A 26283-nucleotide genomic window follows, 5' to 3' on the forward strand; every position below is an offset into this window, starting at 1 on the left:
GGCTATTCTCATCCTACCTGTCCCTTCCGTGCGCATTTGGAAGGAGTAAACCATGAGCCTTTTTAGCTATGAGGGGTTCGCTGTTCTGACAGTCATCATGCTGGCGTTGGACTTGTACCAAACCCGTGGCGGCAACGTCACCATCAAAAAAGCCGCTGTCTGGAGTGTGTTCTGGGTTGCACTCGCTTTGGCATTTAACTTTGTGATCTACTTGTACTGGCCTGAAATGGCGCCGGATAGCAGTTATACCAACAGTGAAGCTGCAACGGCCTTTCTGACTGGCTACCTGCTTGAAAAGTCACTCAGTGTCGACAACCTGTTTGTCTTTGCCCTGATTTTCGGACAGTTTGCTGTACCTGAAGCCATACGCCCCCGGGTATTGATGCTGGGTGTTGTTGGTGCATTGATCCTCCGCGGGATCATGATTACAGTCGGTGCCGAGCTACTTACCCAGTTTCATTGGGTGTTGTATATCTTCGCAGCCTTTCTGCTATACACTGGCTACAAACTGTGGAGTGAAGATGAAGCCGAACAGGATGACTATAAGGATTCCCTACCAGTTAAGGTGGTCAAAAAGTGCTTCCGCGTCAGTGATTCGTATCAAGGCAACAAGCTGCTGGTTAAAGATCACAAAGGTTGGATAGCTACACCGCTAATGATCGTTATTGCGGTTATTGCCCTGACCGATGTGATGTTCGCTCTGGATTCGATCCCGGCGATCTTTGCGGTAACCAAAGAGCCCTTCCTCGTATTCAGCGCTAATGTCTTTGCCTTGCTCGGGTTGCGTTCATTGTACTTCGTACTGGAAGGCATGCTGGCACGGTTCTGTTATCTACGCCCGGCCCTGGCATTTATCCTCAGCTTCATCGGTATCAAGATGCTGCTGATGGAAACCAGCTGGGCTATCCCGACACCCATTTCCCTGTGTGTCATCATTCTCACAATATCAACTGCTATTGTGGGCTCGTTATGGAAAACTCGAACCGCACCGGCCTCCTAAGAGGCTGACAACGCCATATACCCCAAAGCCTGAGATCCCTTCGGTCTCAGGCTTTTCATCTTCATTGCTGCGGCTTAATAGCTGAAATCCTTCAGCGTAATATATTGCGGCTCTACGCGTTTCTTACCGGGTCTGTCATAGCCGTAGATATCTTCACGCAGCTGCAACTGCTGATTCTCATCAACCCAGGCAGTCAGATACATAAAGTCAACATCCACTCTTCTTGCCAGGCTAACAGTATCTTGGCCAACGTCTTTAACCATCTGCTCATAGGACGCAATGCCAGAACGGCTTTGGTGCTCAAGAATAAACTCTGCCAGCTCATCAGCTTTTTCTACCCTTACACAACCCGAGCTGAAATTACGCTTTTTCTTATTAAACAAGCCTCGTGATGGCGTATCGTGCAAATATACCGAGTAGTCATTTGGCATCAAAAACTTGACCTTTCCCAATGCATTGCTCGGGCCAGGCCCTTGTTGAAATTCATAAGGGAAGGTTTCTGGATTTACGCTGCTCCACTCAATTTGCTCAGGCATAATGACGCTGCGATCACTCCAGCTTTTTACAATCTTCAGATTTTTTTTATCCAAGTAGTTGAGTGACTCTTTCACTCTGGGGATCACATCTTCCTGTTTTATCGTATTTGGAACATTCCAATACGGATTGACTACCATGGTGTTGAGAGAGGATGAAAATAGGTAAGTCGGACGGCTGGTTCTGCCAACAATTACCTTAGACTCGAAAAGCAATTCATCTTGCTTTGTCACCCTCAGCATATAATCAGGAATATTAACTTGTATCAACGGCCGATCAGTCTCCCTTGAACCAAAACGGCTGCGTTGAAGGTTAAGCGCAATAACACGGGCCACTTCAGAATAAGGTAAAGTCAATTGGTTAGCTGTCGCCGGACCAATGACTCCGTCATCATCAAGCCCGTTCCTCCGCTGAAAGGCTTTGATGGCATAGTTGACCTCGCCCGAGTTTACTATCACTTCCTGATCCGATAGTGCTTCGTAGTCAATCTGGCTGATATCACCATAGCTATACAGCACATCAAGAAGTATATGGCCATTGGTAATCGGCTGGTTCTTTCGGATAAATCGGTTATGACCAGATAACTCAAGCTGATGCGGTGGTTGCTGACGAAGCCTTTCGGCCACCGCAACTGAACGATCAAAGCGTTTGATTTGTGGGCGAAGCTTTTGAAGTTCTTCCATCAATGACAGCGTCGATAATGGGCTATTCAGTTCAACAGATGGTAACTGAGAGATATCAAGCGTTTGGTGCTTAAATAGCCAGCTAGGATGTGCCTGAAGCTGAGTGACAATCGACTTATATACGAACAATGTGTCCGTTGCCAGAATATCATAGCCCCGCAAATCTTCTTTTTTAGAGAGCAACTCAAGCTCTGCAAGTCGTTGTTCCAAACCAGGGACAAGTTCTGCAAAGGCTAATGACTTCAGCTGTGCAACTAATTCATTACGCAAAGATTTATCTGTCCAGAGCGGGTAAAAATCATTAGCCGCATAAATACTTTCCAGCTTGCCTGGAAAGCAAACTTGATAAGTATGATGGGTAGATTGGATAAACTCCGGACATATTAGCTTCTGGCTACTTAACGCATATTTGTGTAAGAACTGCCATCCAAGCTGATTTTGTGCCACCGCAATCATTGGAGAAAATAACATTGCGAAAAAAAACAAACGTAAACTAAGGTTAATATTTCGAATAATTTTGAACATTATAAAACAATCCTTAATAAAGGAAGAATACTCTTAATGCTCTCAATCCATGATTGCTTTAATTATCAATATTAAGCAGCCTAATTACTACATCCTCAATAAGTTAGACTGCCCTTTAATATTTAGACAATAAAGTAACATTCTGACAAATTAATAATGAAAATAAATGAACAAAACTTACTTAGTTTATGTTTTTTAGATAGTTACATAAAAAGGCAATATCGGACTATTTTTATATTAACTAGCACTTTTTTATTAAAAATACATTCAGGTGATAATATTACAACTTATGCAGATATGCGCATAAGCACATATCGAGATAATCTCTAATAATTGCACTACAACAAAAATGAATGAAACAATGTTGTACTTTTGAAATGGGAACAACAGTGGGAATGACGATGCTATCACTGTGATCTTTAGTGACGGATTTCCATTTGGGGAAATAAACCTTGTGAGAATTTCACTTCAGGAAACCTTTAAGTCACGATATGGTGATAACCATAAAAAATAAGTGGGTATCAAATTATGACCTTACAGGCCAAGTTTCATCAAATCATCACTGACCCTACGCTTTCTCCAAAGCAAAAATCCAATTACCTGGCTCTGGAAGCTGATGCCAGTCTACCTTATGTCACTATTTCTGAGCCAGTTCAAGCTGCAATGAATGCAGGCATTTTCTGTGACATGTTTGAAGGCCATGCCCCATTCAAGCCACGCTATGTACTACCCGATTATGTTAAATTCATTCAGCAGGGCTCTCAATATTTAGAGTTATCGCCACCTGAAAGCCTTGATGAAGCAATTAATGCCTTAACAATCCTTTACCATCATGTTCCTTCTGTCACCAACATCCCTGTCTACCTAGGCCAGCTTGACGAGGTATTGCTGCCATTTACTGATGGCTTAGATGAAGACACTATCTACCGTAAGCTAAAGCTATTTTGGATCATGCTAGACCGAACGCTGCCCGATGCGTTTATGCATGTTAACATCGGCCCGTCAGACAACATTATTTGCCGGACAATCTTACGTATCGATGCCGAACTGAAACAGGTCGCACCGAATTTGACCTTCATGTACGATCCTGAAATTACTCCGGATGAATTACTGCGTGTCGCAACACTAAATATCTGCGAATGCAGCAAACCTCATATTGCAAACTTCCCGATTCATGCCAATGCCTATGATGAGAAAGGATTTGGGATTGTAAGTTGCTACAACTCACTACCACTGGCAGGCGGTGCTAATACCCTGGTTCGGATGAACCTGAAACAGGCTGCGCTAAACGCTGAAAGTCGTGAGAATTTCCTAATCGAAGTTCTGCCCCATTACTGCGCGCTCATGTATGAGTTGATCGAAGCCCGCTCGGCCTTCTTGCACCAAGAGTCGAATTTCTTTGACAGCTTCCTGGTCAAAGAGCAGCTAATCGATGAATCCCGATTTGCGCCGATGTTTGGCATTTATGGTATGGCCGAAGCCGTTGCCATTTTGCTCGAGAAAGATCAAGTTGCTGCAAGCTATGGCCATGACGACATCGCCAATCAGCTTGGCCATCAAATTTCAGCAACACTGGATAAGATTGTAAAGGCAACACCTGTTACTTATGGTTACAACGGACGCGCCCTGTTACACGCTCAGGGAGGGATCAGTTTGGATCTCGATGCAACTCCGGGAGTCAGAATTCCTTACGGTACAGAACCCGATCCTGTCAGTCATATCCAGGCATTGGCCGAGCATCATCAATATTACACTTCTGGCATCAGCGACATCATCACCATCGATGAAACTGTCAAATCTAACCCTGAAGCCATGTATCAGCTCTGTAAAGGTGCATTGAGCCTGGGAATGCGCGAATTTACTGCCAATGTTGACTCTAACGACTTGGTGCGCGTTACCGGGTATATGATCAAGCTGTCTGATATCGCCAAATTCAAGGAGCAAGGCTCACGTACCAATACAACAGGATTGGGTGCCGAAGCGGCCAGCAATACCGGAATTCTAAATCGCAAACCAAGAGTTGTCAGCCATGAGCAGTCGCCTTGCTATCGCAACGGTCAGTAAGATCCTTAACTTCTCTTGCGTCGACGGGCCTGGCAACAGGCTCGTTATCTTCCTGCAGGGCTGTAACTACCAATGCAAGAATTGCCACAACCCGCATACGATTGGGATATGCGACCATTGTGGCGACTGCATTGAACACTGCCCTACAGGTGCCCTTCGTATGACTAAAACGCCTGATGGGAAAACGCAAATCAGCTGGAGTGCCGAAACCTGCACCCATTGCGATACCTGTCTCGCTGTCTGCCCTCGCCAGTCGAACCCGAAAACCCAGCAATATACCGTGGAAGAAATGCTCACGGTGATCAGGAAAAACAGCCTGTTTATTTCTGGTGTAACCGTGACAGGCGGTGAGGCGACATTGCAGCTTAACTTTATTATTCAGCTATTCACTGCAATCAAAACCACTAATGATCTTCAGCACCTAAGCTGCATGATCGACAGCAATGGTAGTTTGAGCGAAACCGGATGGCAGAAAGTCTTACCTGTACTTGACGGGGCCATGATCGATTTAAAAGCCTGGCAACAAGAAACGCATCTCTGGCTAACAGGCCGTGAGCACCATAGGGTATTTCAATCACTCCAGCTGCTTAGCCAACACAATAAGCTGCACGAGGTTCGTCTGTTATACATTCCGACGATTACGGATTTCGAAGCTGAAATCGATGATTTAGCCATGTACTTAACACAGATGCCGCCGGAGACGCGGATCAGACTCAATGCTTTTCAGCATCACGGTGTAGCGGGAGAAGCGCTTGATTGGCCAACGTGCGGGAAAGATGAAATCACGGCATTTGCGGAACAGTTAGAGCAGCGAGGCGTTGGGAATGTTGTGCTGCCGGCGGCGGTAGTGGGAAACTAGTTGCTTGATCCTGGTTCATGGAAAAAGCGGAAAGAATGGTCCTATGGTCAACAGATCCGCTCTTTCTAGACACTAGGATCTAGGAACTTGCTCCGGTTTCCCTACAACACTCCGCAATCTGCTCATACAACCACCGATGAGCGGGATCATTCATACTAGGTTGATGCCACACCAGGCTATAGGAGACCTCACCATAATTGAACGGAAGCGGTTTAGTGATCAGCCCCTTGGCCTGCATCGCGGTACTCGCCCACTGCTTGGAACAAGTGAACAACAGATCACTGTGATGACACATCAAAGCGGCCCCACCAAAGTCAGCCACTGCGATGGCGATTCGGCGCTTGCGATGCTGTTGTGCAAGCTGCATTTCAAAAAAAGGAACGCTCAAGTCCTGATCCATGATACCGATATGTCCAAAACTCAGATAATCATCTATCGTCAAAGCCTGGTTTGCCAATGGGTGGTCAGGATTCATCAAGCACACCATCTCATCGTCGATCAGGGTTTCCCAAACAAGGTTGTTGTGTGAGCTAGGTGGCTGGCTACGATCATGAGGCAACATAATGAAATCCAATTTGCCTTTCACCAACCCGTCAAACCCCATGCTGTCCTTCGACCAGATCTCCAATCGAAGATTAGGTGCTTGCGCCAGTACTCTAGCGCTCAACTTTGCAGCAAGCAGTTCAAAGGTACTCTCGCGCATCGCAAGGGAAAAGCGGCCTTCGTAACGAGACGGATCAAAGGCTTCCTGAGTCAGCATTTGATTCATTTCATTGATCATCTGGTGAACCGTTGGTCCGAGGCGTCGTGCTAGCGGGGTAGCAACAAGCTGGTTGCCATGGCGATAGAACAGTTCATCGTTGAGGCTCTCCCGAAGCTGAGTCAGCGTTTTGCTCACTGACGACGGGCTCAGGCACAAGCGCTCTGCACTGACAGTGACGCTCAAGGTATCCAGCATCACATGGAGCGTGACCAGGTGCTTCATACTGATTCGGGAAAGTTTAATCAGATCCATAGGTAAACAGGGCTCAGAGACAAAAAAGCCAGCCGGATAAACCAACTGGCATTTGATAACAATTCAACTTATCGGTTGCTCACAGGCAATCGCTTAGCGCAGGCCATGAAGGAATTCGGCACGGGTCGCAGGGTTACGCTTGAAAATTCCACCTAACGCTGTGGTGGTAGTTTCACTGGTTGCATCCATCACACCGCGCGCTTTCACGCAGTAGTGGGTGGCATCCATCGTCACCGCAACATCATCGCTCTCTAGCAATGTCTGTAGGGCAACCAGGATCTGCTGTGTCATGCGCTCTTGAACCTGCGGTCGCTGGGCAAAGAAACGGACGATGCGGTTGATCTTCGATAGCCCGATAATCTTGCCGCGAGGAATATAGGCAACAGTTGCCTTACCATCGATGGTCACCAGGTGATGTTCGCAGGTGCTGGTGAGCGTAATGTCTTTTACTCGAACCATCTCATCACACTTCATCTTATTCTCGATGACGGTGATCTTGGGGAAATTGGCATAATCAAGGCCGGAGAAAACCTCATCCACATACATCTTAGCAATGCGGTGTGGGGTTTCCATCAGGCTATCATCTGATAAATCCAACGAAAGAAGCTCCAAGATCTCACGCATGTGATACTCAATTTGCTCTTTTTTCTCTTCGCGGCTTACCACCTTGTCAGTCATAGGTGTTTCAAGTCCACGCTCTTCCAGTGCCTGGCGCACCTTCAATGCAGATTCGCTTAATGCTGTCATTTTTTTCCTCCAACCGGCCTGGGCGTAATGCTATTTAAGTGCCCTATACAAACTGCCAGCGATAATTCAGCCCGAAGGATACCTGTAAATGACAAAAAATACACTACGTATTTACTAAGGTATTAGTGATGAACCGTTTTTTTTGTCATAATAATTCCCTATGCAAATCATAATAAGCTAATGACTTACAACGGATACTACTTATGGGATGTTGTGACGCGCCAGGCCTAATGCCTGTAGAAACGGCTCTGACCAAGATTTTGGCAGAAGTTAAGCCCCTTGAAACAGTACATGCTGTTTCTTTGTCTGAAGCGATGGGACAGGTGATCGCTGAAGATATTCTCTCTCCAATTAACGTACCGCCTTTTGCTAACTCGGCAATGGACGGCTATGCCCTACGCAGTGCAGATCTGGATAAGACTGACACTCTGATCCTGGCTGGTAAATCATTTGCCGGGATCCCGTTCGAGGGTGAGTGCACCGAAGGCCAGTGTATCCGTATCATGACGGGTGCCCAGATGCCTGAAGGCGCCGATACCGTCATCATGCAGGAAGAAACCGAAGTCGATGGTGACAACATTCGCTTCATGGTCAAGCCACCAGCCAACGATAACGTGCGCCCTATCGGTGATGATGTTTGTTTGGGCGATGTCGTTGTTGCTAAAGGCAATCGTATTACGGCTCGCGAGATGCCATTGCTGGCTTCGTTAGGGATTGCCACAGTTAATGTCTTCCGCCGCCCTAGCGTTGCATTCTTTTCAACCGGCGACGAACTACGCTCTGTTGGCGAACCGCTGGAGGCTGCTCAGATCTATGACAGCAACCGCTATGGTATCCGCGCCCTGTTGGAAAAGTTTGGCTGCGATGTGATTGATCTGGGGATCATTCCAGACAACCCAGAAAAATTACGCGAAGCATTTGACGAGGCAACCAAGGCCGATGTTCTGGTAACCTCTGGTGGTGTGAGCGTTGGTGAAGCTGACTACACTAAAGATATTCTCGATGAGCAGGGTGAGATCGGTTTCTGGAAAATTGCCATGAAGCCAGGGAAACCTTTCGCATTCGGCACCATTAAAGACACCTGGTTCTGTGGCCTGCCGGGTAACCCTGTTTCGGCAATGCTGACTCTGTATCAACTGGTACAGCCGATGATTGCCAAGCTTTCAGGTCATACCCAGTATCAACCACCTCAGCGCCTGAAGGCAAAAGCTACCACGGTATTCAAGAAGCGCCCAGGTCGTACTGACTTCCAACGTGGTATCTACCAAATCAATGCTGAAGGTCAGATTGAAGTGGCAACAACGGGTAACCAAGGATCTGGTGCCTTTAGCTCAATGCACCAGGCTAATTGCTTTGTTGTACTTGAACAAGATCGCGGCCGTGTGATGCCTGGCGAAGACGTAACGATCGAGCTATTCAACCACACGATGTATTAATCGCGGAAGCGAGAAGCGAGAAGGACTATCTTCCGTCCACTTAATTGCAAGCAACTCCTCGCTTCTTCTCTAGGAACTAGGAACTAGGAACTAGGAACCAGAGTCTAGGATCTAAACCAAATAGGAACACACAGTGGTAGAACTAACCGATACAGAAATGCTGCGTTACAACCGCCAAATCATTCTCAAGCAGTTTGATTTTGATGGTCAGGAAGCATTAAAAGCCTCCTCGATGCTAATCCTTGGTGCGGGTGGTTTGGGTTGTGCGTCTACCCAGTATCTGGCTGCTGCCGGTGTGGGAAAGCTTACCTTAATCGATGATGACAAGGTCGAGGTGTCTAACCTACAGCGCCAAGTACTGCATAACGACAGCACGGTAGGTTTCTTAAAGGTTGATTCAGCCAAACAAGCTCTTGTCACTATCAACCCGAATACCCAAGTTGACACCGTTGCGAAGCGCCTCAATGATGATGAGCTGCTATCACTCATAGAGCAACATTCAATTGTGCTCGATTGCAGCGATAATGTTGAAACCCGCAACCAGCTAAATCGTCTGTGCCACCAGACAAAAACGCCGCTGATATCAGGTGCCGCCATTCGCATGGAAGGTCAAATCAGCGTCTATACCTACCAGGATAACGAACCATGTTACCAATGCCTAAGCGCCCTATTCGGCCAGCAAGCACTGAGCTGTGTGGAAGCCGGTATCATGTCGCCAGTTGTTGGTATTGTCGGCGCGGTTCAGGCGATGGAAGCGATTAAGGTTGTTGCCAACATGGGACAGCCGTTAAACGGTAAGATATTGATGCTCGATGCCATGAGCATGAGCTGGCGGGAAATGAAGCTTAGCAAGCAGCCGTCATGCTCTGTTTGCAGTTAGTCGACATAGCGAGCTAAACGAAAGAAGGAAGCCGATGGCTTCCTTTTTATTATCCCTATCTCTGCAGCCCGCATCCCCAATTAATCGAATTTCGGAGTGATACGAACTTCAATACGTCTATTCTCTTGCCGGCCAGATGCCGTCTCATTGCTTGCAATTGGACTCCACGGCCCAACCCCATAGCTATTAACCCTGTCAGCTTCTATGCCTTGAGAAATGAAAAAATCAGTCACGGCTAAAGCACGCAAATTTGACAACTTCTGGTTATACTCTGCCGAACCGGTACTATCGGTATGACCAACAACAAAAATATTAGATTTTGAATTATCCGCCAGAAAGTCCGTTAGTTTTTCAAGTACGTCGTGTCCTTTCGTTCTAATCTCTGCACTTCCAAGACGAAAGCTCTTATCACCACTAAGGATCACAATCACCTGCTGCTCTTCTCGGTTCACCACACCTTCATCGGTAGCAATAACCTCTTCAAGCTGCTCGTGAGTATCATCCAAAAAGGCATCGACTTTCCATTGGGGCACCCCGTTCTCCCTGTTCGATGCGCAACCAAACAGAAGAACCGACATCAAAAATAAAACGGCAATTTTTGCTTTATGCATGAACCTAACCCTATCTAACTCATTCACTGGCAACTCTATCAAATCACGCAGATCCATTGTGGCCAGAAATTACTATCGTGGAGATGGTTCACAACATATATCAGTTTTATCTCATTGATTTCATTAGTTAGGTAATATGCTTCAGGCACAAAAAAGCCGGTGAATATCACCGGCTTTTAAATATACCCAAGCACCTTGAGGCAGCTTGGATATAACCATTAGTTGTCGTTCAGTCTGATACCATCTCGCTCAATAACAATCAGCCCTTTCTTGTACAGGCCACCAATTGTTTTCTTGAAGGTTGCCTTGCTGGTACGAAACTCTTTAAAAATATCTTCAGGCGAGGACTTATCGCTCAGCGGGACAAAGCCCCCCTTGCGCTCCAGCGTCGTCAAAATTTTATCGGCCAGATCATCAACTTTGCCACGTCCTGCCTTCTGCAAAGACAGATTGATCTTGCCATCCGGACGGATCTCTTTGATGTAAGCCTTCAGCTTTTTGCCCGGGAATAGTTTACCGAATGATTCTGTCTTGAAGATCAAACCCCAGTGCGCTTCTTCAATAACGGCTTTGTAGCCTAGATCTGTCACTTCTGCGATCATCACCTGCACTTCTTGGCCAACTTTGTAGTTAGCTGGTGTTTGGTCCAAGAAGCGGTTGAATTTAGTTGAACCCACAATACGACCAGACGCTTTGTCTGTGTAAACACGTACCATGATGTCCTGGCCTTCTTCCAGGCGACGACGTTGCTCACTAAATGGTACTAGCAAGTCTTTACTTAGGCCCCAGTCGACAAATGCGCCAATGCCACAAATACCCACAACACGTAGCAAAGCAAAGTCACCGACTTGTGCCAGTGGTTGCTCGGTCGTTGCAATCACGTCATCTTCAGAATCGAAGTAGATAAAGACTTTGATTTCATCTCCCAGCTCAGTGCCTGCCGGAACAGAGGATTTTGGCAACAAGATATTGCCAAAGTCTTCACCACCATCAAGGAAAACGCCAAAATCTACCAGCTTGACGACCTCTAACGTGTTGTATTGTCCTATTTTAATCATTTATTCGACACTCTCTGGGTAAATAAAAACGACCATCTTATCCATGTATCCAACGAATTTTCCTGCAGAAACACGGTAATCGCTATCATCATATACTTTAGGCCGCGCATTATACGTGATGTTGGTTCATCACGCCTGACCTATCTTCACTTATTTGGTTAGTTTTCAGCCTATCGAAGCGGTATACCTCGATTTGAACTGCTAATAAATTGTTAATTCATCTAAAATTAGTCCTAGCACTGACATTTTTATCGGATGTAAGTGATAATCAGCTACAAACAACCCAACACTCGAAACATCATTTTTTCCACGAGGTATAAAAACATAGTGATCACTGTTGAAAAAAAAGACGGACATAAAGTTAAAATTTCCCATGTCATTCAAGAAACGACCAATCGACAACTTGATCTCTATATTTTTGTGCCCGGAGAACTAGGGCTAAACTCCAACATCATTTCCGAAGATGAGTTCTACCATAATGCCATCCTGGGGAAACGCACCTATTACAGTGATGTTAACCACCTTCCCCTGGTACATAGCCGCCTGGCCAGCCGGGGCAAGCTTTCAACAGAGCAATACCGCCTTAGTCTAAGTTTATATGCTTATCAGTATGCGCTGGCCTTGGAACAAACGGCTCACCAGCTACTGGAAGATAAACAAGAGCGCACGCTTGAAGAAGTTGAGGACGTCGCTGAGCTGGCAGTACGCATTTTGAAAAGGTTACGCCGTAGCGTACCGAGCGACAAGAAGCTACTCAAATACTACGAAAATATTGACAACTACCTGTCGTGGTTTACCGAGCAACGCTGCCTTTCCTTAGTCTCTCACCTGCCTCGTGGTAATGACTATTCTGACATCAAGGCGCTGCTGATCAATATTTGTGAAAATGAAACCCAGCACCGTATTGGCAATAATTACAACTCCAGTAAGGCAACCCAGGATCAAACCCGGATGTCCAATAAAATGCGCCTGTTGCGCCGTTTGATTGAATATCCGGTAACAATGAAAGAAAAAACCATTGAGCTTGGCAAGAATACCAAGAAAGTCGTTACTGGGTTTGCTGCCGGTTTTGTGATGATTTTCGTCACCTTAATGTTAATACAGGCACGAGGTGTACTAGGCGATATTACCGCATCCTTTATTCTGGTGCTGGCGTTCGTCTATGCGGCCCGTGAAGTATTCAAAGACGATCTCAAAGTCATACTGTGGCGCTGGGTACGCAAAGGCAAACCTAAATGGCGCAAGCAGTTCTTTGATGCCAATTCAAACCACTTGATTGGCCGCCAGCTAGAGTGGCTAGAATATGTCGCTTACAGCAAGCTCGACGATGAGATCAAAAAGATCAGAAAACACAAAGTCTCTCAACGGGAAGAAACGATCCTGCATTACAAAAGCACTACTCGTATGTCCACCACTAAGTTTCTAACGGGTTATGAGCAAAGTCGAGAATCCATTATGCTTGACCTAAGAATGGTAACCAAGCTCATGGAAAAAGGTTCGCAAAAAATCTATCAGTTAAAAGACGGCCAGGTATCGAAAGAGTCAGTAGAAAAACGCCACCTGATCAATTTGATCACCCGAGAAACCGATGAAGATATGACCGTCCGTATCCAGCGCTGGAAAATCATCATGAACCGTTCGAAAATCGTTGATATTGAGCCAATCACCTAACTCTTCATCGTTCTCGCCGTCAGGGCTACCCTTAAATTAATATCGGCTCTGGGTTATATCAGCTCTGGGCAATAACCAGAGCCTCTCGAATAGCCCTACTTTTTGTATCTTGTTACTGGCGGATAAGTTGTTACCCTGACAGTAATATAAGATATTCACAGGCTGGCTCAATGCGCACTCTCACGGAACTGACGTTCAACAACACCTACAGTGAACTGCCTGCGGTATTCGGCACCCGGATCAAACCGCAACCACTGACCGACCCATTTCTGGTCAGCGTCAACCCGGTGATCTGTGAACTGCTTGAACTTGATCTGGCCGAAGCAAGTACCGACTTTTTCATTGATCTGTTTACCGGCAATGATGAGCTGCCTGGCTTCTACCCTATCGCAATGAAATACACAGGTCATCAATTTGGCCAATACAATCCGGACCTTGGTGACGGTCGTGGGTTGCTAATGGGCGAAGTGCTTACCAGCCAGGGTAAAAAATGGGATATCCACCTCAAGGGTTCAGGTCTCACCCCCTATTCTCGACAAGGAGATGGTCGTGCCGTTTTGCGCTCAAGCATCCGCGAATACCTTGCCAGTGCAGCAATGCATGGGCTTGGGATCAAGACAACCCATGCACTTGCCGTACTCAGTAGCACCACCCCGGTCTACCGTGAGCAAATCGAGCGAGGAGCAACCCTGATCCGAGTTGCAGAAAGCCACCTGAGATTTGGTCATTTTGAATACTTGTTTTATACCAACCAGCACGCTGAGCTAAAGCTGCTAGCCGACTATCTGATTAAGCATCACTTTCCCGATCTGCTTGAGCAAAACGCAGACAGCATGCCAAATCGCTATGCTGCAATGTTTCACCGAATTGTCAGCCTAACGGCCGAAATGATTGCTGGCTGGCAATCCGTCGGGTTTGCACACGGCGTAATGAATACCGATAATATGTCTGTACTCGGCCTCACATTTGATTACGGCCCGTACGGCTTTCTGGATGATTATAACCCCGGCTATATTTGTAACCATTCGGATTATTCAGGTCGCTATGCCTTCAACCAGCAGCCTTCAATTGCCCTTTGGAACTTATCTGCATTAGGTTACGCCTTATCACCACTTATTGATAAAACAATGACTGATGAGGCTCTAAATACCTATCAGCCACAGCTACAACAACACTACAGCATTAAAATGCGCAATAAGCTGGGGTTAACCCAAAAACTTGAACAAGACTCCCAGCTATACAGTGAAATGTTTGAGTTATTGGCAAACCAAGGTGTCGACTACACCCTGTTCTTCAGAACGCTCTCGACAATCCCCAGAGAACAGCTAGCCAATAGCGCTTCCCAGTTTGAAAGCTTATTCAATTGCCTAAATACGGTTTCCCACTGGTTACAACAGTACTCTGATCGCCTGGATGCAGAACAACGTGATGATCAGGAAAGACTAGAGCTGATGAAACAATCCAATCCTAAATACATATTGAGGAATTACCTCGCTCAGCAGGCAATCGAGCTCGCCGATCAAGGCGATTTCAGCATGGTTGATCAGCTCCTATCGGTATTGGCAACCCCTTACGCCGAGCATCCAGACTATGAGGGCTACGCCGCATTGCCACCGCAGTGGGGGAAAGAGCTTGAAATTAGCTGTTCGTCATAATGAAAAAAACCGGCAAAGTAATTGCCGGTTATAATAACTGACCCACTTAGCCTCACTGGCTAATTACTGACGTCACATCATGCTCCAGTAACCACTTCTGCAACTTTGGTGCCTGATGAATATAGTGGCTGACGATATCACACACTTTGCCGGTACTTTCCGCCGCTTTAAGCGCGTGCCTTACCAGCTGCAACACAGCTTCATTCTGATCATCATGTAAATAGTTTAATGACTGATGCTCCTGATCCAAACCTAGTGCAAATTGGCCTAGCTGATCAATATCCACAACCAAACCATCAAAATAAGGCAGGAATTTTTCAGTCAATAAAGCGTTGGCCGGTAATTCACACATCAAGTGAACCTTCAAGCCCTGCGCTCCTCGGCACAGGCCTTGTTCAGCCAGCAGATCAATCACGGTTGCGGCTTCACTGCACGTTCTCACAAAAGGAATAACCAGTTCAATATTGGTCATCCCTTGTGAATTACGGGCGCGCTTTATCACCTCGCACTCCAGTTCAAAGCTTTTCCGGTGTGTTTTGTCTGCAAAACGAGAAACACCACGAAGTCCGATCAACGGATTCACTTCTTTTGTTTCCAGTTCACTCCCTAATAATGCTTGTCGGCAATGTGAATCAGCACCAGATAACCTTACGCGCAACGGTTTTCCTTCAGCATTTTGTGCTGCACTGACCAAAATGTCCGTCAATGTCGTCACATACCACTCTGCCGGGGTATCAAACTCACTGGCACGTTCCAACACCGCCTGTTGTTGCTGCTCTGCAAGCTTGGCGGTCTCTGCGATTGCATAAGGATGAATACCAATAGCATTGCCAATTAGGTCATCCATTGAAACCAAGCCAATAGCGAGATCTGGTTTCTCAAGCTGGGAGGGATTTTTTAATAATTCTGTAAAATGAAAACTGGACTGATCTTTGTTTGTCATAAGGCACCACTACAACTAAATTACGCCAAAATCAGGAAGAGTGATTCAGCAATGGCAAGTCGCCGACTTGGACACGACATTTTGAATGAAAATACAAAACCACCATCTATCGCATCTAGACAGCCCAATAAAAACCAAGCTGAACAATTACCATTAAGTGCTTGTTAACCATCTTCCTTGTGTTATCCATGACATTACTGATTCATCCTCATCATGGCAAGCACAAAACACCAGAAGTGAAATTATATCTAGATTATATGCATAGAAAAAATATCGTGCGTGATTTTGAGTCTTTCATACCCGTTCAAGTGCTATGACACAATTTTGCGATTTATTCATCTCGCCTTGATAACGATTATTCATCATTGCACTGCCTATGCTTAACAAAGCACAGGGAATCGAAAGAAAAACCTAAGTCATATCACAAGTTTGGTTTATTCCTGCTGTCTTTTGGGCTATCTTTACGCGTCGTTATTTTTTGATATACCGAGATAGGCAAACGTATTATGCCAATGAAAACAGATGAACTCCGTACCGTTAGCCTAGGGTTAATGCCAACACCGGCAGACGTTGAAACCGCTTACCCGATTACAGAAGAAATCGCTGAGCATGTCGCAAACTCCCGCCGTCAGGTTGAAGCGATTTTAACCGGACAAGATTCTAGGCTTCTTGTCATCGTTGGTCCTTGCTCGGTACACGATCCTGAAGCTGCCCTCGACTATGCACAGCGCCTTATGAGCATTCAGGACAATTACAAAGACGAACTTTGTATTGTGATGCGTACCTACTTTGAAAAACCTCGCACGGTCGTAGGCTGGAAAGGACTTGTCTCTGATCCACACCTTGATGGCAGCCTAGATCTGGTTGCAGGTTTACATACAGCCCGTAAGCTACTGGTTGATATTAATAAGCTTGGCTTGCCAACGGCCACCGAGTTTCTTGATATGATCACCGGCCAATACCTGGCTGATCTGATTTCTTGGGGTGCTATCGGTGCCCGGACCACCGAATCCCAGATCCACCGTGAGATGGCATCTGCCCTTTCCTGCCCGGTTGGTTTTAAAAATGGTACCGACGGTAATATCAAAATTGCTGTCGATGCGATCCGCGCAACCCGTGAATCCCATGTTTTCTGCTCTCCGGCAAAAAACGGCGAGATGACCATCTACCGCACTTCCGGCAACCCATACGGCCATGTCATCTTACGTGGCGGAAAGATGCCAAATTACCACCAGGAAGATATTGCGGCATCATGTGAAACATTAGCCTCTTTCGACCTGCCTACACGCCTTGTTGTCGACTTCAGCCACGGTAACTGCCAGAAGCAACACAAGCGTCAGCTGGATGTTGCAGCAGATATCTGTGAGCAGATTAAAAATGGCAGTCACTTTATTGCTGGCATCATGGCCGAAAGCTTTATTGAAGAAGGTACACAGAGCGTCGATAGTAGTAAGCTCGATCAGCTTACATACGGCCAGTCGATCACTGATCCATGCATTAACTGGGCAGACACTGTGATCATGCTCGACATGCTGGCAGATGCGATAAAAACACGCAAATAAGCTATAACTAGAAGCAACATAGGCAATGACGGGATATCTCGGTGAATCCGTCATTGCCAGCAAAGTTTTGTTATACTCGCCGAATAAATATGAAAATTACGGATTAGGATTGAGCAAATGCCATCTTTTGATATTATCTCTGAAGTCGATTTAGTTGAAGTAAGAAATGCAGTAGACAACTCGTCACGTGAACTTGAAACACGTTTCGATTTCCGCGGTGTTGACGCCAGCTTCAAGCTAGAGAAAGAAGTTGTAAAAATTACAACTGAATCTGATTTTCAGCTTTCTCAGCTTGTCGCAATCCTCCGTGCTAACCTTGCCAAGCGCTTTGTTGATGCACAATCGATGGAACAAAAAGATGTTGTCCGTACTGGTAAATCATTTGCCTGCAATGTCGAATTCAAACAAGGCATTGAAACAACAACGGCCAAGAAACTCGTAAAAGCTATTAAAGACTCAAAGATCAAAGTTCAAGCTGCAATCCAAGGTGATAAAGTTCGTGTCACCGGTAAGAAGCGTGATGACCTTCAAGCAGCGATGGCGCTTGTGCGCGAAGCTGATCTAGGCCAGCCTTTCCAGTTTGATAACTTCCGTGACTAACCTGCCCTGCTACAGAGATAGTTACTCTGAGAACGTAAAGGAAGGCTACACGCCTTCCTTTTTTATATCTCGCTCAATACTCAATAACATTCTTAACCAGTTTGCTGATATTTCAAACAACAGCAACATGCTAATATTCCATCTTTAAGGTCTATGACATATAGTAGCCTTATGCCTGTGAGAAATATTTATAGGCGTCATCATTGTTTGATTTACCATCACTTAGGGAGGATATGTGGCAGAGTCGGTTTTTTCTGATAAGCGCTACACCAAAGAGGCGCAAGCTGCAGCATCGGAAATTAGTCAGCAGGTACAAAGCCGACACGCTAAGTGGATGGTGAGCTTAAAATATTTAGTCAACCAAGATGATGTTGATCATATTTTAAGCCGCGAAACTGAGTTTTGTGACACTATCATTTTATATGAAAAAGAGCGTATAACACATAATCAGCGCCTCTTGTTAAACTGTGAGACAGATAAGGTTTTAGAGCGAAGAGCTGAAGGTATTATCAAGCAACAACGTCACCAGAGAATTGCCGAAGTTGTTCAAAAAACAGCGCAAAATATCATGGAATCTCGCTTTGAGAGAATGGATATTACACGCTTGTTGAATATTCATGCTGGTTTCGGTGATTTTGCCTCATTTGCTTATTCGCCAACCCTTAACTTTCAAAAACTGGGTTCATTAGCCATTCTTTATCATTCGCTAGGTTCAAATATTCTCGAACTGGTGAATAACTCTCAATTTTGTAAGCAAGTGGGTAAAGCCCCCAGAAAAATTTCTGACCCTAAAACGGCTATTGGTTTTATCGGCATCAATAATTGCCGAATGCTTTACCCTGTCCTGATGGCCAAGCCATTGCTCAAGTGGGCAGATAGCAATACAAAGCTCATCGCCCCCAAGATGTGGCAACATGCAATCACGATGGCAAATGTCACCCGTATGCGGTTAGAGGATGCTAACTACAAAGAACCCGACGAAGGGGTTTTGTTAGGTATACTCCGCGGCATTAGTCAGTTTGTCATATGTAACCATTTTACCAATTGCTTTGATGAAGCATTAGATCGGGTAATGACGACCTTTCGTGAAAAAGAGCAGCGAGAGGACTACTTTGCCTGTGCTGACATTACCTATTCAATGGAGTTTTTACCCACAATTTTAGAAAAATGGGAAAAGAAACTGACGCTGCGTATTGTCGAGTATATCGATTGGGGGCCACGAACACTGCATTTAAAAAATGCATTATTGGAAGATATTAATGATGTGCCAGTCTATGATCGCAGTTTACATGGTGCAGCCCTGGGTCAGGCCAGAGTCTTCACCATATATGACATGATGAAAAAGAGTAATGCTTTTCTCAATGACCAAGCCCCCTACTGGTTTGCGCATATGCAAATGGACGGGAAAATCCTCAAGAGCATCAGTGCCCGTGATCCCGGAAAATTTATACTTTCCGTCCACGACGAATAGCATAATTAATGCGATTACCAATAAAAAGGGCGCGAATATCGCGCCCTTGGTCTAAAAAAATGGATGATTATTCAACCAGAAGGAAACGCCCCGTCAAGGCTGGTACCGCAATGTTTAGCGTACCACCACCATTCGCGATTACATCTCCAGTCATCAAATCAACCAGTTGATGATCAGACTTCAACTGTGATGCATCCAGAGCGTAAGACGTATCTTGTTCAGAAACGTTCAGCAGGTAAATAATTTGCTCATCCGCGGTCTGTTTCAAATCGACATACAAATCAGGTGTGATTGCCAAGTTAAGACGCTCGCCACTATAAAGTGCCGCATGTGTCTTCCGGACCTCAAACAACTTAGTTACCCACTCTTTTAGATCAGCCTGTTCATTCGTCAATGAATCAACACTCACCCCTAACACCTTGGCGCTTGAGCGAGCGACGTGATCTTCACAAAAGCCCTGATCAACACAGTTGTCTTCATAGCTCACCTTCGCGGCAAAACCTTCGACTTGATCGCCGATTTCATCACCGTAATACAAAGTAATAGGGCCAGACCAAGCGCCCAAGAAGCTAATAGCAGCTTTATGGCGTTTCCAGTAATTACCTTTGTTACCACGTTGAATCAAGTCACCGAAACGAACCAAATCATGGTTGCCTAGCATCAAGTTTGGCATAGCATGATACGGATAGTTAGAGAGGCTGTTCCAGAAATAGTCAAGCTGGGTAGCATCAGCCGAGTAGCCGCTCTCTTCTACCGCCAGCGCCTGTACAATACCGTAGCGACGATTGAAGTCGAATGCCGACAAAAGTGCTGGGTTATCATCAGTACCGTAAGCGTACTTAGCGATATCTTCAGCGCTTTTCCACACTTCGCCAACCATATAGCCCAGCGTACCCCACTCTTCGCCATTGGCCTTACGCGTAGCTGACTCACTCTCTACAGCGCTACGTAGTTCGCGCCATTCATCAAGTGGAACCTGATATGCCTGATCAAGACGCCAGCCATCGATCCCATACTCACGCACCCAGTAAGTTGCGACCTCTTTGAAGAACGCCAAACTATTAGCATCTGGGTATACCACCAGCTGGCCAGGATAGTTAGCATCGCCTGCTTTCAACGTTGGTAATTTACCGGTTGGTGATGCCTTCACGCCGGTTTTGTTAACATGACCAAATACACCATCCAAGAAGACATACAGCCCCTTGCTATGAGCAGTATCAATTAGCTCCTTCAGCTTTTCGTTGCTACCGAAGTTAGGATCAACATTAAAGAAGTCACAAGCAAAGTAGCCGGTCGCATCCAGTCTTGCATCACCAGATGCACCAACACAGGAGTCAAACACCGGCGTTAACCACAATGCATTGACATTCAACCCTTTGATGTAGTCCAGACTATCAATAACACCCTGCAGATCACCATTGTGATGAGAAGAGCCGTAGCCGACCCCATAGTTTCTGCTACTATCACCATCAACGAAAGACTCTACCATGACCTGGTATGTACGCAGATCGCATGCAGCACTGTCACTGTTGTAGCAAGCATAGAGTGACTGTGGCTTAGGTTCGGAGATCACCAGTGTTGGGTTGCTGATATCAGTGGCATCGACAACGAATGTCCATTCACCCAACTCTGTCACGGTGAGTCGAAGCTTGTTATCTTCCCCCGCATCTTGCCATTGGACTGAGTCGCCACCAGCAACTAAATCACTGAAGCCAAGGTTAACTGTATTCCAATCTTCACTGGCCACCTTCAAGTTATACTCACCCGGCAGAAGGTAAATACTTGCCTGATACAGGCCATCATCCAGATAGGTGAAAGACGTACTGTTGTTCCAACCGTTAAAATCGCCACGCAGTAAAAGTTCAGTATCGCCGTATGGTGCCGGTACCGAATCACATTTTTCGAACAACAAAGATGCCTGATCGTAGTCATTACCATCCAATGTCAGCTTCACACTGTAGGTTGCTGCGCTAAGATCGATGCTGTTGTTTGATGATCCGGCGTCATGGTTGACTGTGTTGTAGCCCACACCTTCAAGTAAATTAATGTAACTACCATCCTGGTTTACCGAGTACTGCACACCCCAATTATCCGTATCATCGGCAATCTTGAACTGAGTCTGAGTGGCGCTATCCAGGGTAAAGTACGCCTGGTAGATATTATTCCCCTTATAGGTCAGTTGATAGAGCGGATCAGCCGCCCAGTTGGAATGCGCACCACGCACAAACAGCTTGGTATCAACTAGCGGTGCAACATCGTTGCTGTCAGCCAATTGACTACAGCTGTTAGCCTCTATGGTCTGAACATTCTGGCTCGTCGGCTTGGATGTCTGTATCTGTTCCGGATCTGAGCTGCCGCCATTACACCCATACAACAGGGATAATGACATTGTTGCCAACGCCAGTTTGGTAAGTTTGATCTTCATTCTCGTTCCTGTCTTTTGTCAATCACCTGCTTACCTGCAGGTTTAGTTGTATGTCATCACAGAAAACTGAGTCTTTTCCGTGCTAACTAACTTGTGGCACTAGAGGAATGAGTGCATTTGTAGAAGAGAAGTCGCCCATATATATTGGCCGCCGATATCATTTGGCAGCTTGGATAGCATCATTCCGGTAGAGCCTTTTAAGCGACTTTTTTGAACGTTATGATTATATTTTGATGAGAGATTGTGAAATCAGCCCCATAAGCGATATAAGGGGGAGGAGCAAAAAGGAGGAGAAATGTACATAATTGAAGTTGATCACGATACTTAGGCTGAGTATTGAAAGTTAGCTACAACTATTTATTACCGAACAATACTGGCATCACTTATTGTGTATAGAAAAGTAAAAAAATGAAATAAAGCGACGCGCTAACTATAAGATCGTCAATATAATAAGCACCCTAAAAATTCATGCAGTCTATGAGGTAGAATTGAAAGAGGCTAAAAATAATATAATCATATCGATAATTAACAAAATACCTAACATCCATTGACGTCACCCTCCCTCTTCTAGACGTTATCTGAGGATATTTATACTCAAACCATGAGAGCAACCATTGCTCAAACAGCCAAATTGGAAAGAAAACATAACCAAAACCAATTACTTGGAAGGATGATTAACAACCTTTCACCTTTGCACACAATTACTCATAACCATCAATCTGAGATATTTATACATGTGCATGCTATTTGTGCAAACGAACACTCTATGGTCCGAAATCAATAGTTGTACTACAAAGAATCCCCTATACTTTCCGCCGTCGTCTAGGGTTCCATTAGTATTTATAAGGTTTTATTTAATTTAGCGATATACAGCAGACATTGACACCAGTAGCTTAATGCCCGCATGGATAAGCGTATGAGACCGAGGAACCGTCACTTGAATATCGAGAGCTAAAGACCGCTCTGTCCCGATATTCAACCTACCATTCAGCTTCTTTTCTTTGTTCACCTGAACACAAGTACATAACTCAATTGATAACTCGACTGAGAAACAGTACTGAGATCTGCTTATATTCCTTCGTCTACTGGCGAAGCATGGAAGATATGCGACTAGAACCCCTTGAAGGCTATAACAATATACCTATAAAGGAGATGTCCATAATGGGCACTGTGAAAAACAATACTGTTAATTCTTCAGCAAAAAGCGCAACCAAACTCGGTTGGAGCAAAAACGATACCGTATGGGCTCTTGGCCTCTATGGTACTGCAGTAGGAGCTGGTACCTTATTCCTACCAATTAATGCCGGTGTAGGTGGCCTTATTCCCCTATTGGTAATGGCACTTCTTGCCCTGCCAATGACATTCTTCGCTCACCGAGGTATGACTCGCTTTGTGCTATCCAGCTCTAATCCTGGTGCTGATATCACCGAAGTCGTAGAAGAGCATTTTGGCGCAGGTATGGGTAAAGTAATCACCCTACTGTACTTCTTTGCGATCTACCCTATTTTGCTGGTTTACAGTGTTGCATTAACCAATACAGTAGAAAGCTTCATGCAGTACCAGCTAGGTATTGAGCCACCAGCGCGTGCTATTCTGGCATTAGTACTCATTATCGGTCTAATGGCTATCGTCCGCCTGGGCGAGCAACTCATCATCAAAGCCATGAGTGTATTGGTATTCCCATTCGTCGCTGTACTGCTGATGCTAGCAATGTACCTTGTCCCTCACTGGAACGGTGCGATTTTCGATCAGGTAATGCCTGCTGAAGGCGGTGTAAATGCTATTTTTATGGCCGTGTGGCTGATCCTTCCGGTTATGGTTTTCTCATTTAACCACTCCCCGGTTATTTCATCTTTTGCAGTCGCTAAACAAAAAGAATATGGCGCGCATGCTGAGAAGCAATGTTCCCGTATTCTGGCTCGTAGCCATATTATGATGGTTGCCACCGTAATGTTCTTCGTATTCAGCTGTGTCCTCAGCCTGTCTCCGGCCAACCTTGCTGAAGCCAAAACCCAGAATGTCTCTATTTTGACTTACTTAGCAAACCACTTTGACACACCAACCATTGCTTACGCGGCACCAGTTGTTGCTATTATCGCGATCACCAAATCTTTCCTTGGCCACTACCTGGGTGCAAGCGAAGGCTTGAATGGTCTGGTTGTTAAGGTTGCTCGTAGCCGTGGCAAAGAAGTGGGCCCTAAAGCATTAAATACCTTCACGGCTCTATTCATGCTGGTTACAACTTGGGCTGTTGCAACTATCAACCCAAGCATTCTGGGTATGATTGAAAGCCTAGGCGGCCCTATCATCGCGATGCTTTTGTTCATCATGCCAATGTACGCGATCAAGAAAGTGCCTTCGATGCGCCAGTATTCAGGCGCACTAAGCAATGTCTTTGTGACCGTTATTGGCCTGATTTCAATTTCTGCGATCTTCTATTCGCTGGCTCAGTAATCCTGACGTCAACACCTAGCACTAAGGCCATCATTTGATGGCCTTTTTATAATCTTTATGGAACAAGTAAATAGCAGCCACACAGAGTACTGATGCTAGCAGCGACACTTGATAACTCCCATCCACAAACAGTGCGACGGCCATCATTCCTACGGCCAGTATTGTAATGATCCGACCTAGCGCCAAATCCAATATTGCCTTCATTTTTACATTGGTATTCATAATCTTCTATTACAACTTTTTCTTAATAAACAACACCTGTGGTGACTTTTCTGCTAGGCTCTCAGCATACTTTTGAGAAAGCGGCAGCCAATGGAACTCGATACATACACTGAATACGATAACCCTCTTATTTGGCCGATAATCACCCTACTCAACGGCAAGCCATCAGGTTGGATGATCCACACCCTCGCAGACACTCTCCGGCAGCAGGGCATTTTGACAACGCTTGATGATGATCCCGATAAAGATCTCTTTAAGCGAAATTTCCTGCTGATGAATGCCCTGTACCAACTTCAGGAGATGTTGCTACCAGAGCAATGGCTACAGGCCCAGGCAATGGATATTCGCCTGTCTTGCAACCCGGGATCGGTGCAAAATCAAATTGATACAAGTGACCCACTACGCAGCTATTACCTTGACTGGCGTAACTACCACACCGATGCCAAAGCGGTAAAAGCCCTACTCACCTCATTCTGGCGGCGCTACCAAAACCATATTGGCTCATCCAAAGCACCGATATCCCATTCACGTTCTCAAGATCTTGGCACACTGAAATTACCAGCTGAAGCAACACCCCGTCAAATTCGCCACCAGTGGCGCAAACTTGCCCTGCGCTGGCACCCTGATCGCCCAAATGGCGATGCCGAGCAGTTCCGCAAGGTTTGTGAAGCGTGGCAAAGACTGCAAGAGTGAGAACTATCGTTCAACTTTTTCAAACAAGCTGTTCACCTTTATCATCTGTTAACCTCTAAGCCACCCTCCTACACTAACAACATTCCCCGTCAGTACGGGCTAAGTATTCGGAGGGTCATATGGCTATCAGGCGTATAAAACAAATCATCCAGTCTCACGCATCATCCGATGGTGATGGTGTTAAAATCCAACGTGCACATGGCTTTGAGAACGCACAGTTCTCACCGTTCCTCATGATTGATGAATTAAAATCGGAAAATCTCGATGATTATATTGGTGGCTTTCCACCTCATCCGCACCGTGGGATCGAAACACTCACCTATATGCTACAGGGTCATTTCCAACATAAAGACCACATGGGTAATACCGGTGAACTACGGGATGGCGGTGCGCAATGGATGTCTGCCGGGCGTGGTGTCATTCACAGTGAGATGCCCATGATGACAGACGGTAACCTGCATGGTTTCCAGATTTGGATAAACCTGCCTGCCACCAAGAAAATGCTGCCCGCTCAATACCATGACTTCCAGCCAGAAGTCATTGCAGAAAAGGCGCTCTCGGAACAAAGCCTGATCCGTGTGATTGCCGGGGATTTAACCATCAAGGGAGAGACCCTCACCGGGCCGCTCCAGAAAACCGGGGTACCAACAACCATTGCCGATTGGCAAGCAGCCAAAGGGGAGCATTTTAACAGCTGCTTAAACCCAGATTTTCAAGCCATGCTCTATGTCTACAAAGGTGCTATCGAAATTACCGGGACCACAGCGACAGCAGGCCAGCTGGCTATTCTTGAAAGTGGTGAAGGCTTGTCGATCCAGGCCACTGAAGATACCGGGGTATTGTTGCTATCCGGCCTCCCTATCGATGAGCCAGTGGTGCATTATGGCCCGTTTGTGATGAACAGCATGGATGAAATTGAACAGGCAATATCAGATTATCAGCAAGGAAGGTTGGTCTGAGATGGTTGTAGGTGATGCTGTAATCTCTGGTCAGGTACCAAGAAACATCGCTTTATCTTTCTTGAAGGATGATATCTATCAAATAGTTATGAAGAGTACTGATAATTCAGTGCACACTCATACGCGATCTAACACTTTGCCAAGCAAGTTACGATGTAACCTAACAGTCAGGGAAGCAATTGATGGCTGTCGCCAACAAAGAGTGGGACAAGAACG

Annotated in this window: 21 protein-coding genes; 13 read left to right on the top strand and 8 right to left on the bottom strand. The window is 45.8% G+C overall.

Features of this window, described 5'->3' with window-relative positions; all coding sequences use genetic code 11:
* Positions 1–52 precede the first annotated feature (52 nt).
* On the top strand, positions 53–1000 hold the full coding sequence (locus tag AC51G0_RS10250; RefSeq protein ID WP_496298233.1) for a TerC family protein: 948 nt from the start codon (positions 53–55) through the stop codon (positions 998–1000).
* 74 nt (positions 1001–1074) lie between these two features.
* On the opposite strand, the gene AC51G0_RS10255 is transcribed toward AC51G0_RS10250, so the two are convergent.
* Positions 1075–2742, bottom strand: a complete 1668-nt coding sequence (locus AC51G0_RS10255) for a L,D-transpeptidase family protein (RefSeq protein ID WP_496298235.1) — start codon at positions 2740–2742, stop codon at positions 1075–1077.
* 528 nt (positions 2743–3270) lie between these two features.
* Between AC51G0_RS10255 and AC51G0_RS10260 the strand changes: the two genes are divergently transcribed.
* Complete coding sequence (locus AC51G0_RS10260) at positions 3271–4806, top strand: YjjI family glycine radical enzyme (protein WP_496298237.1); 1536 nt, start codon at positions 3271–3273, stop codon at positions 4804–4806.
* The gene (locus AC51G0_RS10265) at positions 4772–5665 is read left to right on the top strand and encodes a YjjW family glycine radical enzyme activase (protein ID WP_496298238.1); all 894 of its coding nucleotides are present in this window, start codon (positions 4772–4774) and stop codon (positions 5663–5665) included. The genes AC51G0_RS10260 and AC51G0_RS10265 overlap by 35 nt, the downstream gene beginning before the upstream one ends.
* Positions 5666–5744: 79 nt before the next feature.
* Here the strand turns inward: AC51G0_RS10265 and AC51G0_RS10270 are convergent, their stop codons facing one another.
* On the bottom strand, positions 5745–6680 hold the full coding sequence (locus AC51G0_RS10270; protein ID WP_496298240.1) for a LysR family transcriptional regulator: 936 nt from the start codon (positions 6678–6680) through the stop codon (positions 5745–5747).
* A 93-nt stretch (positions 6681–6773) separates the two neighbouring features.
* Positions 6774–7427, bottom strand: coding sequence for a GTP cyclohydrolase I FolE (folE, locus tag AC51G0_RS10275; RefSeq protein WP_496298242.1), 654 nt, complete (start codon positions 7425–7427; stop codon positions 6774–6776).
* Positions 7428–7630: 203 nt separating this feature from the next.
* On the opposite strand from folE, the gene moeA reads away from it, so the two are divergent.
* Both moeA and moeB read left to right on the top strand, forming a co-directional pair.
* Entirely contained in the window at positions 7631–8863 is a 1233-nt protein-coding gene (moeA, locus tag AC51G0_RS10280) for a molybdopterin molybdotransferase MoeA (RefSeq protein ID WP_496298244.1), read from the top strand.
* Between the two features lie 133 nt (positions 8864–8996).
* Positions 8997–9743: a molybdopterin-synthase adenylyltransferase MoeB gene (gene moeB, locus AC51G0_RS10285; protein ID WP_496298245.1), complete on the top strand. Its 747-nt coding sequence runs from the start codon at positions 8997–8999 to the stop codon at positions 9741–9743.
* An 80-nt stretch (positions 9744–9823) separates the two neighbouring features.
* Here the strand turns inward: moeB and AC51G0_RS10290 are convergent, their stop codons facing one another.
* Positions 9824–10354 carry an OmpA family protein gene (locus AC51G0_RS10290; protein ID WP_496298246.1) on the bottom strand — a complete coding sequence of 177 codons (531 nt, stop codon included), beginning with the start codon at positions 10352–10354 and terminating at the stop codon, positions 9824–9826.
* Positions 10355–10572: 218 nt separating this feature from the next.
* The gene (locus AC51G0_RS10295; protein WP_496298248.1) at positions 10573–11412 is read right to left on the bottom strand and encodes a CvfB family protein; all 840 of its coding nucleotides are present in this window, start codon (positions 11410–11412) and stop codon (positions 10573–10575) included.
* Positions 11413–11739: 327 nt separating this feature from the next.
* On the opposite strand from AC51G0_RS10295, the gene AC51G0_RS10300 reads away from it, so the two are divergent.
* Positions 11740–13083, top strand: coding sequence for a hypothetical protein (locus AC51G0_RS10300; protein WP_496298250.1), 1344 nt, complete (start codon positions 11740–11742; stop codon positions 13081–13083).
* A gap of 170 nt (positions 13084–13253) precedes the next feature.
* Positions 13254–14738, top strand: a complete 1485-nt coding sequence (locus tag AC51G0_RS10305; RefSeq protein ID WP_496298252.1) for a protein adenylyltransferase SelO — start codon at positions 13254–13256, stop codon at positions 14736–14738.
* 52 nt (positions 14739–14790) lie between these two features.
* On the opposite strand, the gene AC51G0_RS10310 is transcribed toward AC51G0_RS10305, so the two are convergent.
* Positions 14791–15681: a putative PEP-binding protein gene (locus AC51G0_RS10310; protein WP_496298254.1), complete on the bottom strand. Its 891-nt coding sequence runs from the start codon at positions 15679–15681 to the stop codon at positions 14791–14793.
* A 506-nt stretch (positions 15682–16187) separates the two neighbouring features.
* On the opposite strand from AC51G0_RS10310, the gene AC51G0_RS10315 reads away from it, so the two are divergent.
* The 3 genes from AC51G0_RS10315 to AC51G0_RS10325 all read left to right on the top strand — a co-directional run bounded on the left by AC51G0_RS10315 (position 16188) and on the right by AC51G0_RS10325 (position 19314).
* On the top strand, positions 16188–17243 hold the full coding sequence (locus AC51G0_RS10315) for a 3-deoxy-7-phosphoheptulonate synthase (protein ID WP_496298256.1): 1056 nt from the start codon (positions 16188–16190) through the stop codon (positions 17241–17243).
* Positions 17244–17360: 117 nt separating this feature from the next.
* Positions 17361–17843 (top strand): YajQ family cyclic di-GMP-binding protein, encoded by a 483-nt coding sequence (locus tag AC51G0_RS10320; RefSeq protein ID WP_496298258.1) that lies wholly within the window; start codon positions 17361–17363, stop codon positions 17841–17843.
* Between the two features lie 235 nt (positions 17844–18078).
* A complete protein-coding gene (locus AC51G0_RS10325) occupies positions 18079–19314 on the top strand; it encodes an HDOD domain-containing protein (RefSeq protein WP_496298260.1) in 1236 nt (411 codons plus the stop codon).
* Positions 19315–19381: 67 nt separating this feature from the next.
* Here the strand turns inward: AC51G0_RS10325 and AC51G0_RS10330 are convergent, their stop codons facing one another.
* Complete coding sequence (locus AC51G0_RS10330; protein ID WP_496298262.1) at positions 19382–21739, bottom strand: alpha-amylase family glycosyl hydrolase; 2358 nt, start codon at positions 21737–21739, stop codon at positions 19382–19384.
* 1161 nt (positions 21740–22900) lie between these two features.
* Here AC51G0_RS10330 and AC51G0_RS10335 point away from each other — a divergent pair.
* Complete coding sequence (locus AC51G0_RS10335; RefSeq protein WP_496298264.1) at positions 22901–24193, top strand: HAAAP family serine/threonine permease; 1293 nt, start codon at positions 22901–22903, stop codon at positions 24191–24193.
* A gap of 30 nt (positions 24194–24223) precedes the next feature.
* Here AC51G0_RS10335 and AC51G0_RS10340 read toward each other — a convergent pair whose 3' ends face one another.
* A complete protein-coding gene (locus tag AC51G0_RS10340) occupies positions 24224–24415 on the bottom strand; it encodes a hypothetical protein (RefSeq protein WP_496298266.1) in 192 nt (63 codons plus the stop codon).
* Positions 24416–24505: 90 nt separating this feature from the next.
* Here AC51G0_RS10340 and AC51G0_RS10345 point away from each other — a divergent pair, with 90 nt between their 5' ends.
* Together AC51G0_RS10345 and AC51G0_RS10350 are read left to right on the top strand one after the other, a co-directional pair.
* Positions 24506–25108 (top strand): DNA-J related domain-containing protein, encoded by a 603-nt coding sequence (locus tag AC51G0_RS10345; protein ID WP_496298268.1) that lies wholly within the window; start codon positions 24506–24508, stop codon positions 25106–25108.
* Positions 25109–25227: 119 nt separating this feature from the next.
* Positions 25228–26067, top strand: a complete 840-nt coding sequence (locus AC51G0_RS10350) for a pirin family protein (RefSeq protein WP_496298269.1) — start codon at positions 25228–25230, stop codon at positions 26065–26067.
* Positions 26068–26283 lie beyond the last annotated feature (216 nt).

The sequence above is a fragment of the Photobacterium sp. HL06 genome (assembly GCF_059552575.1).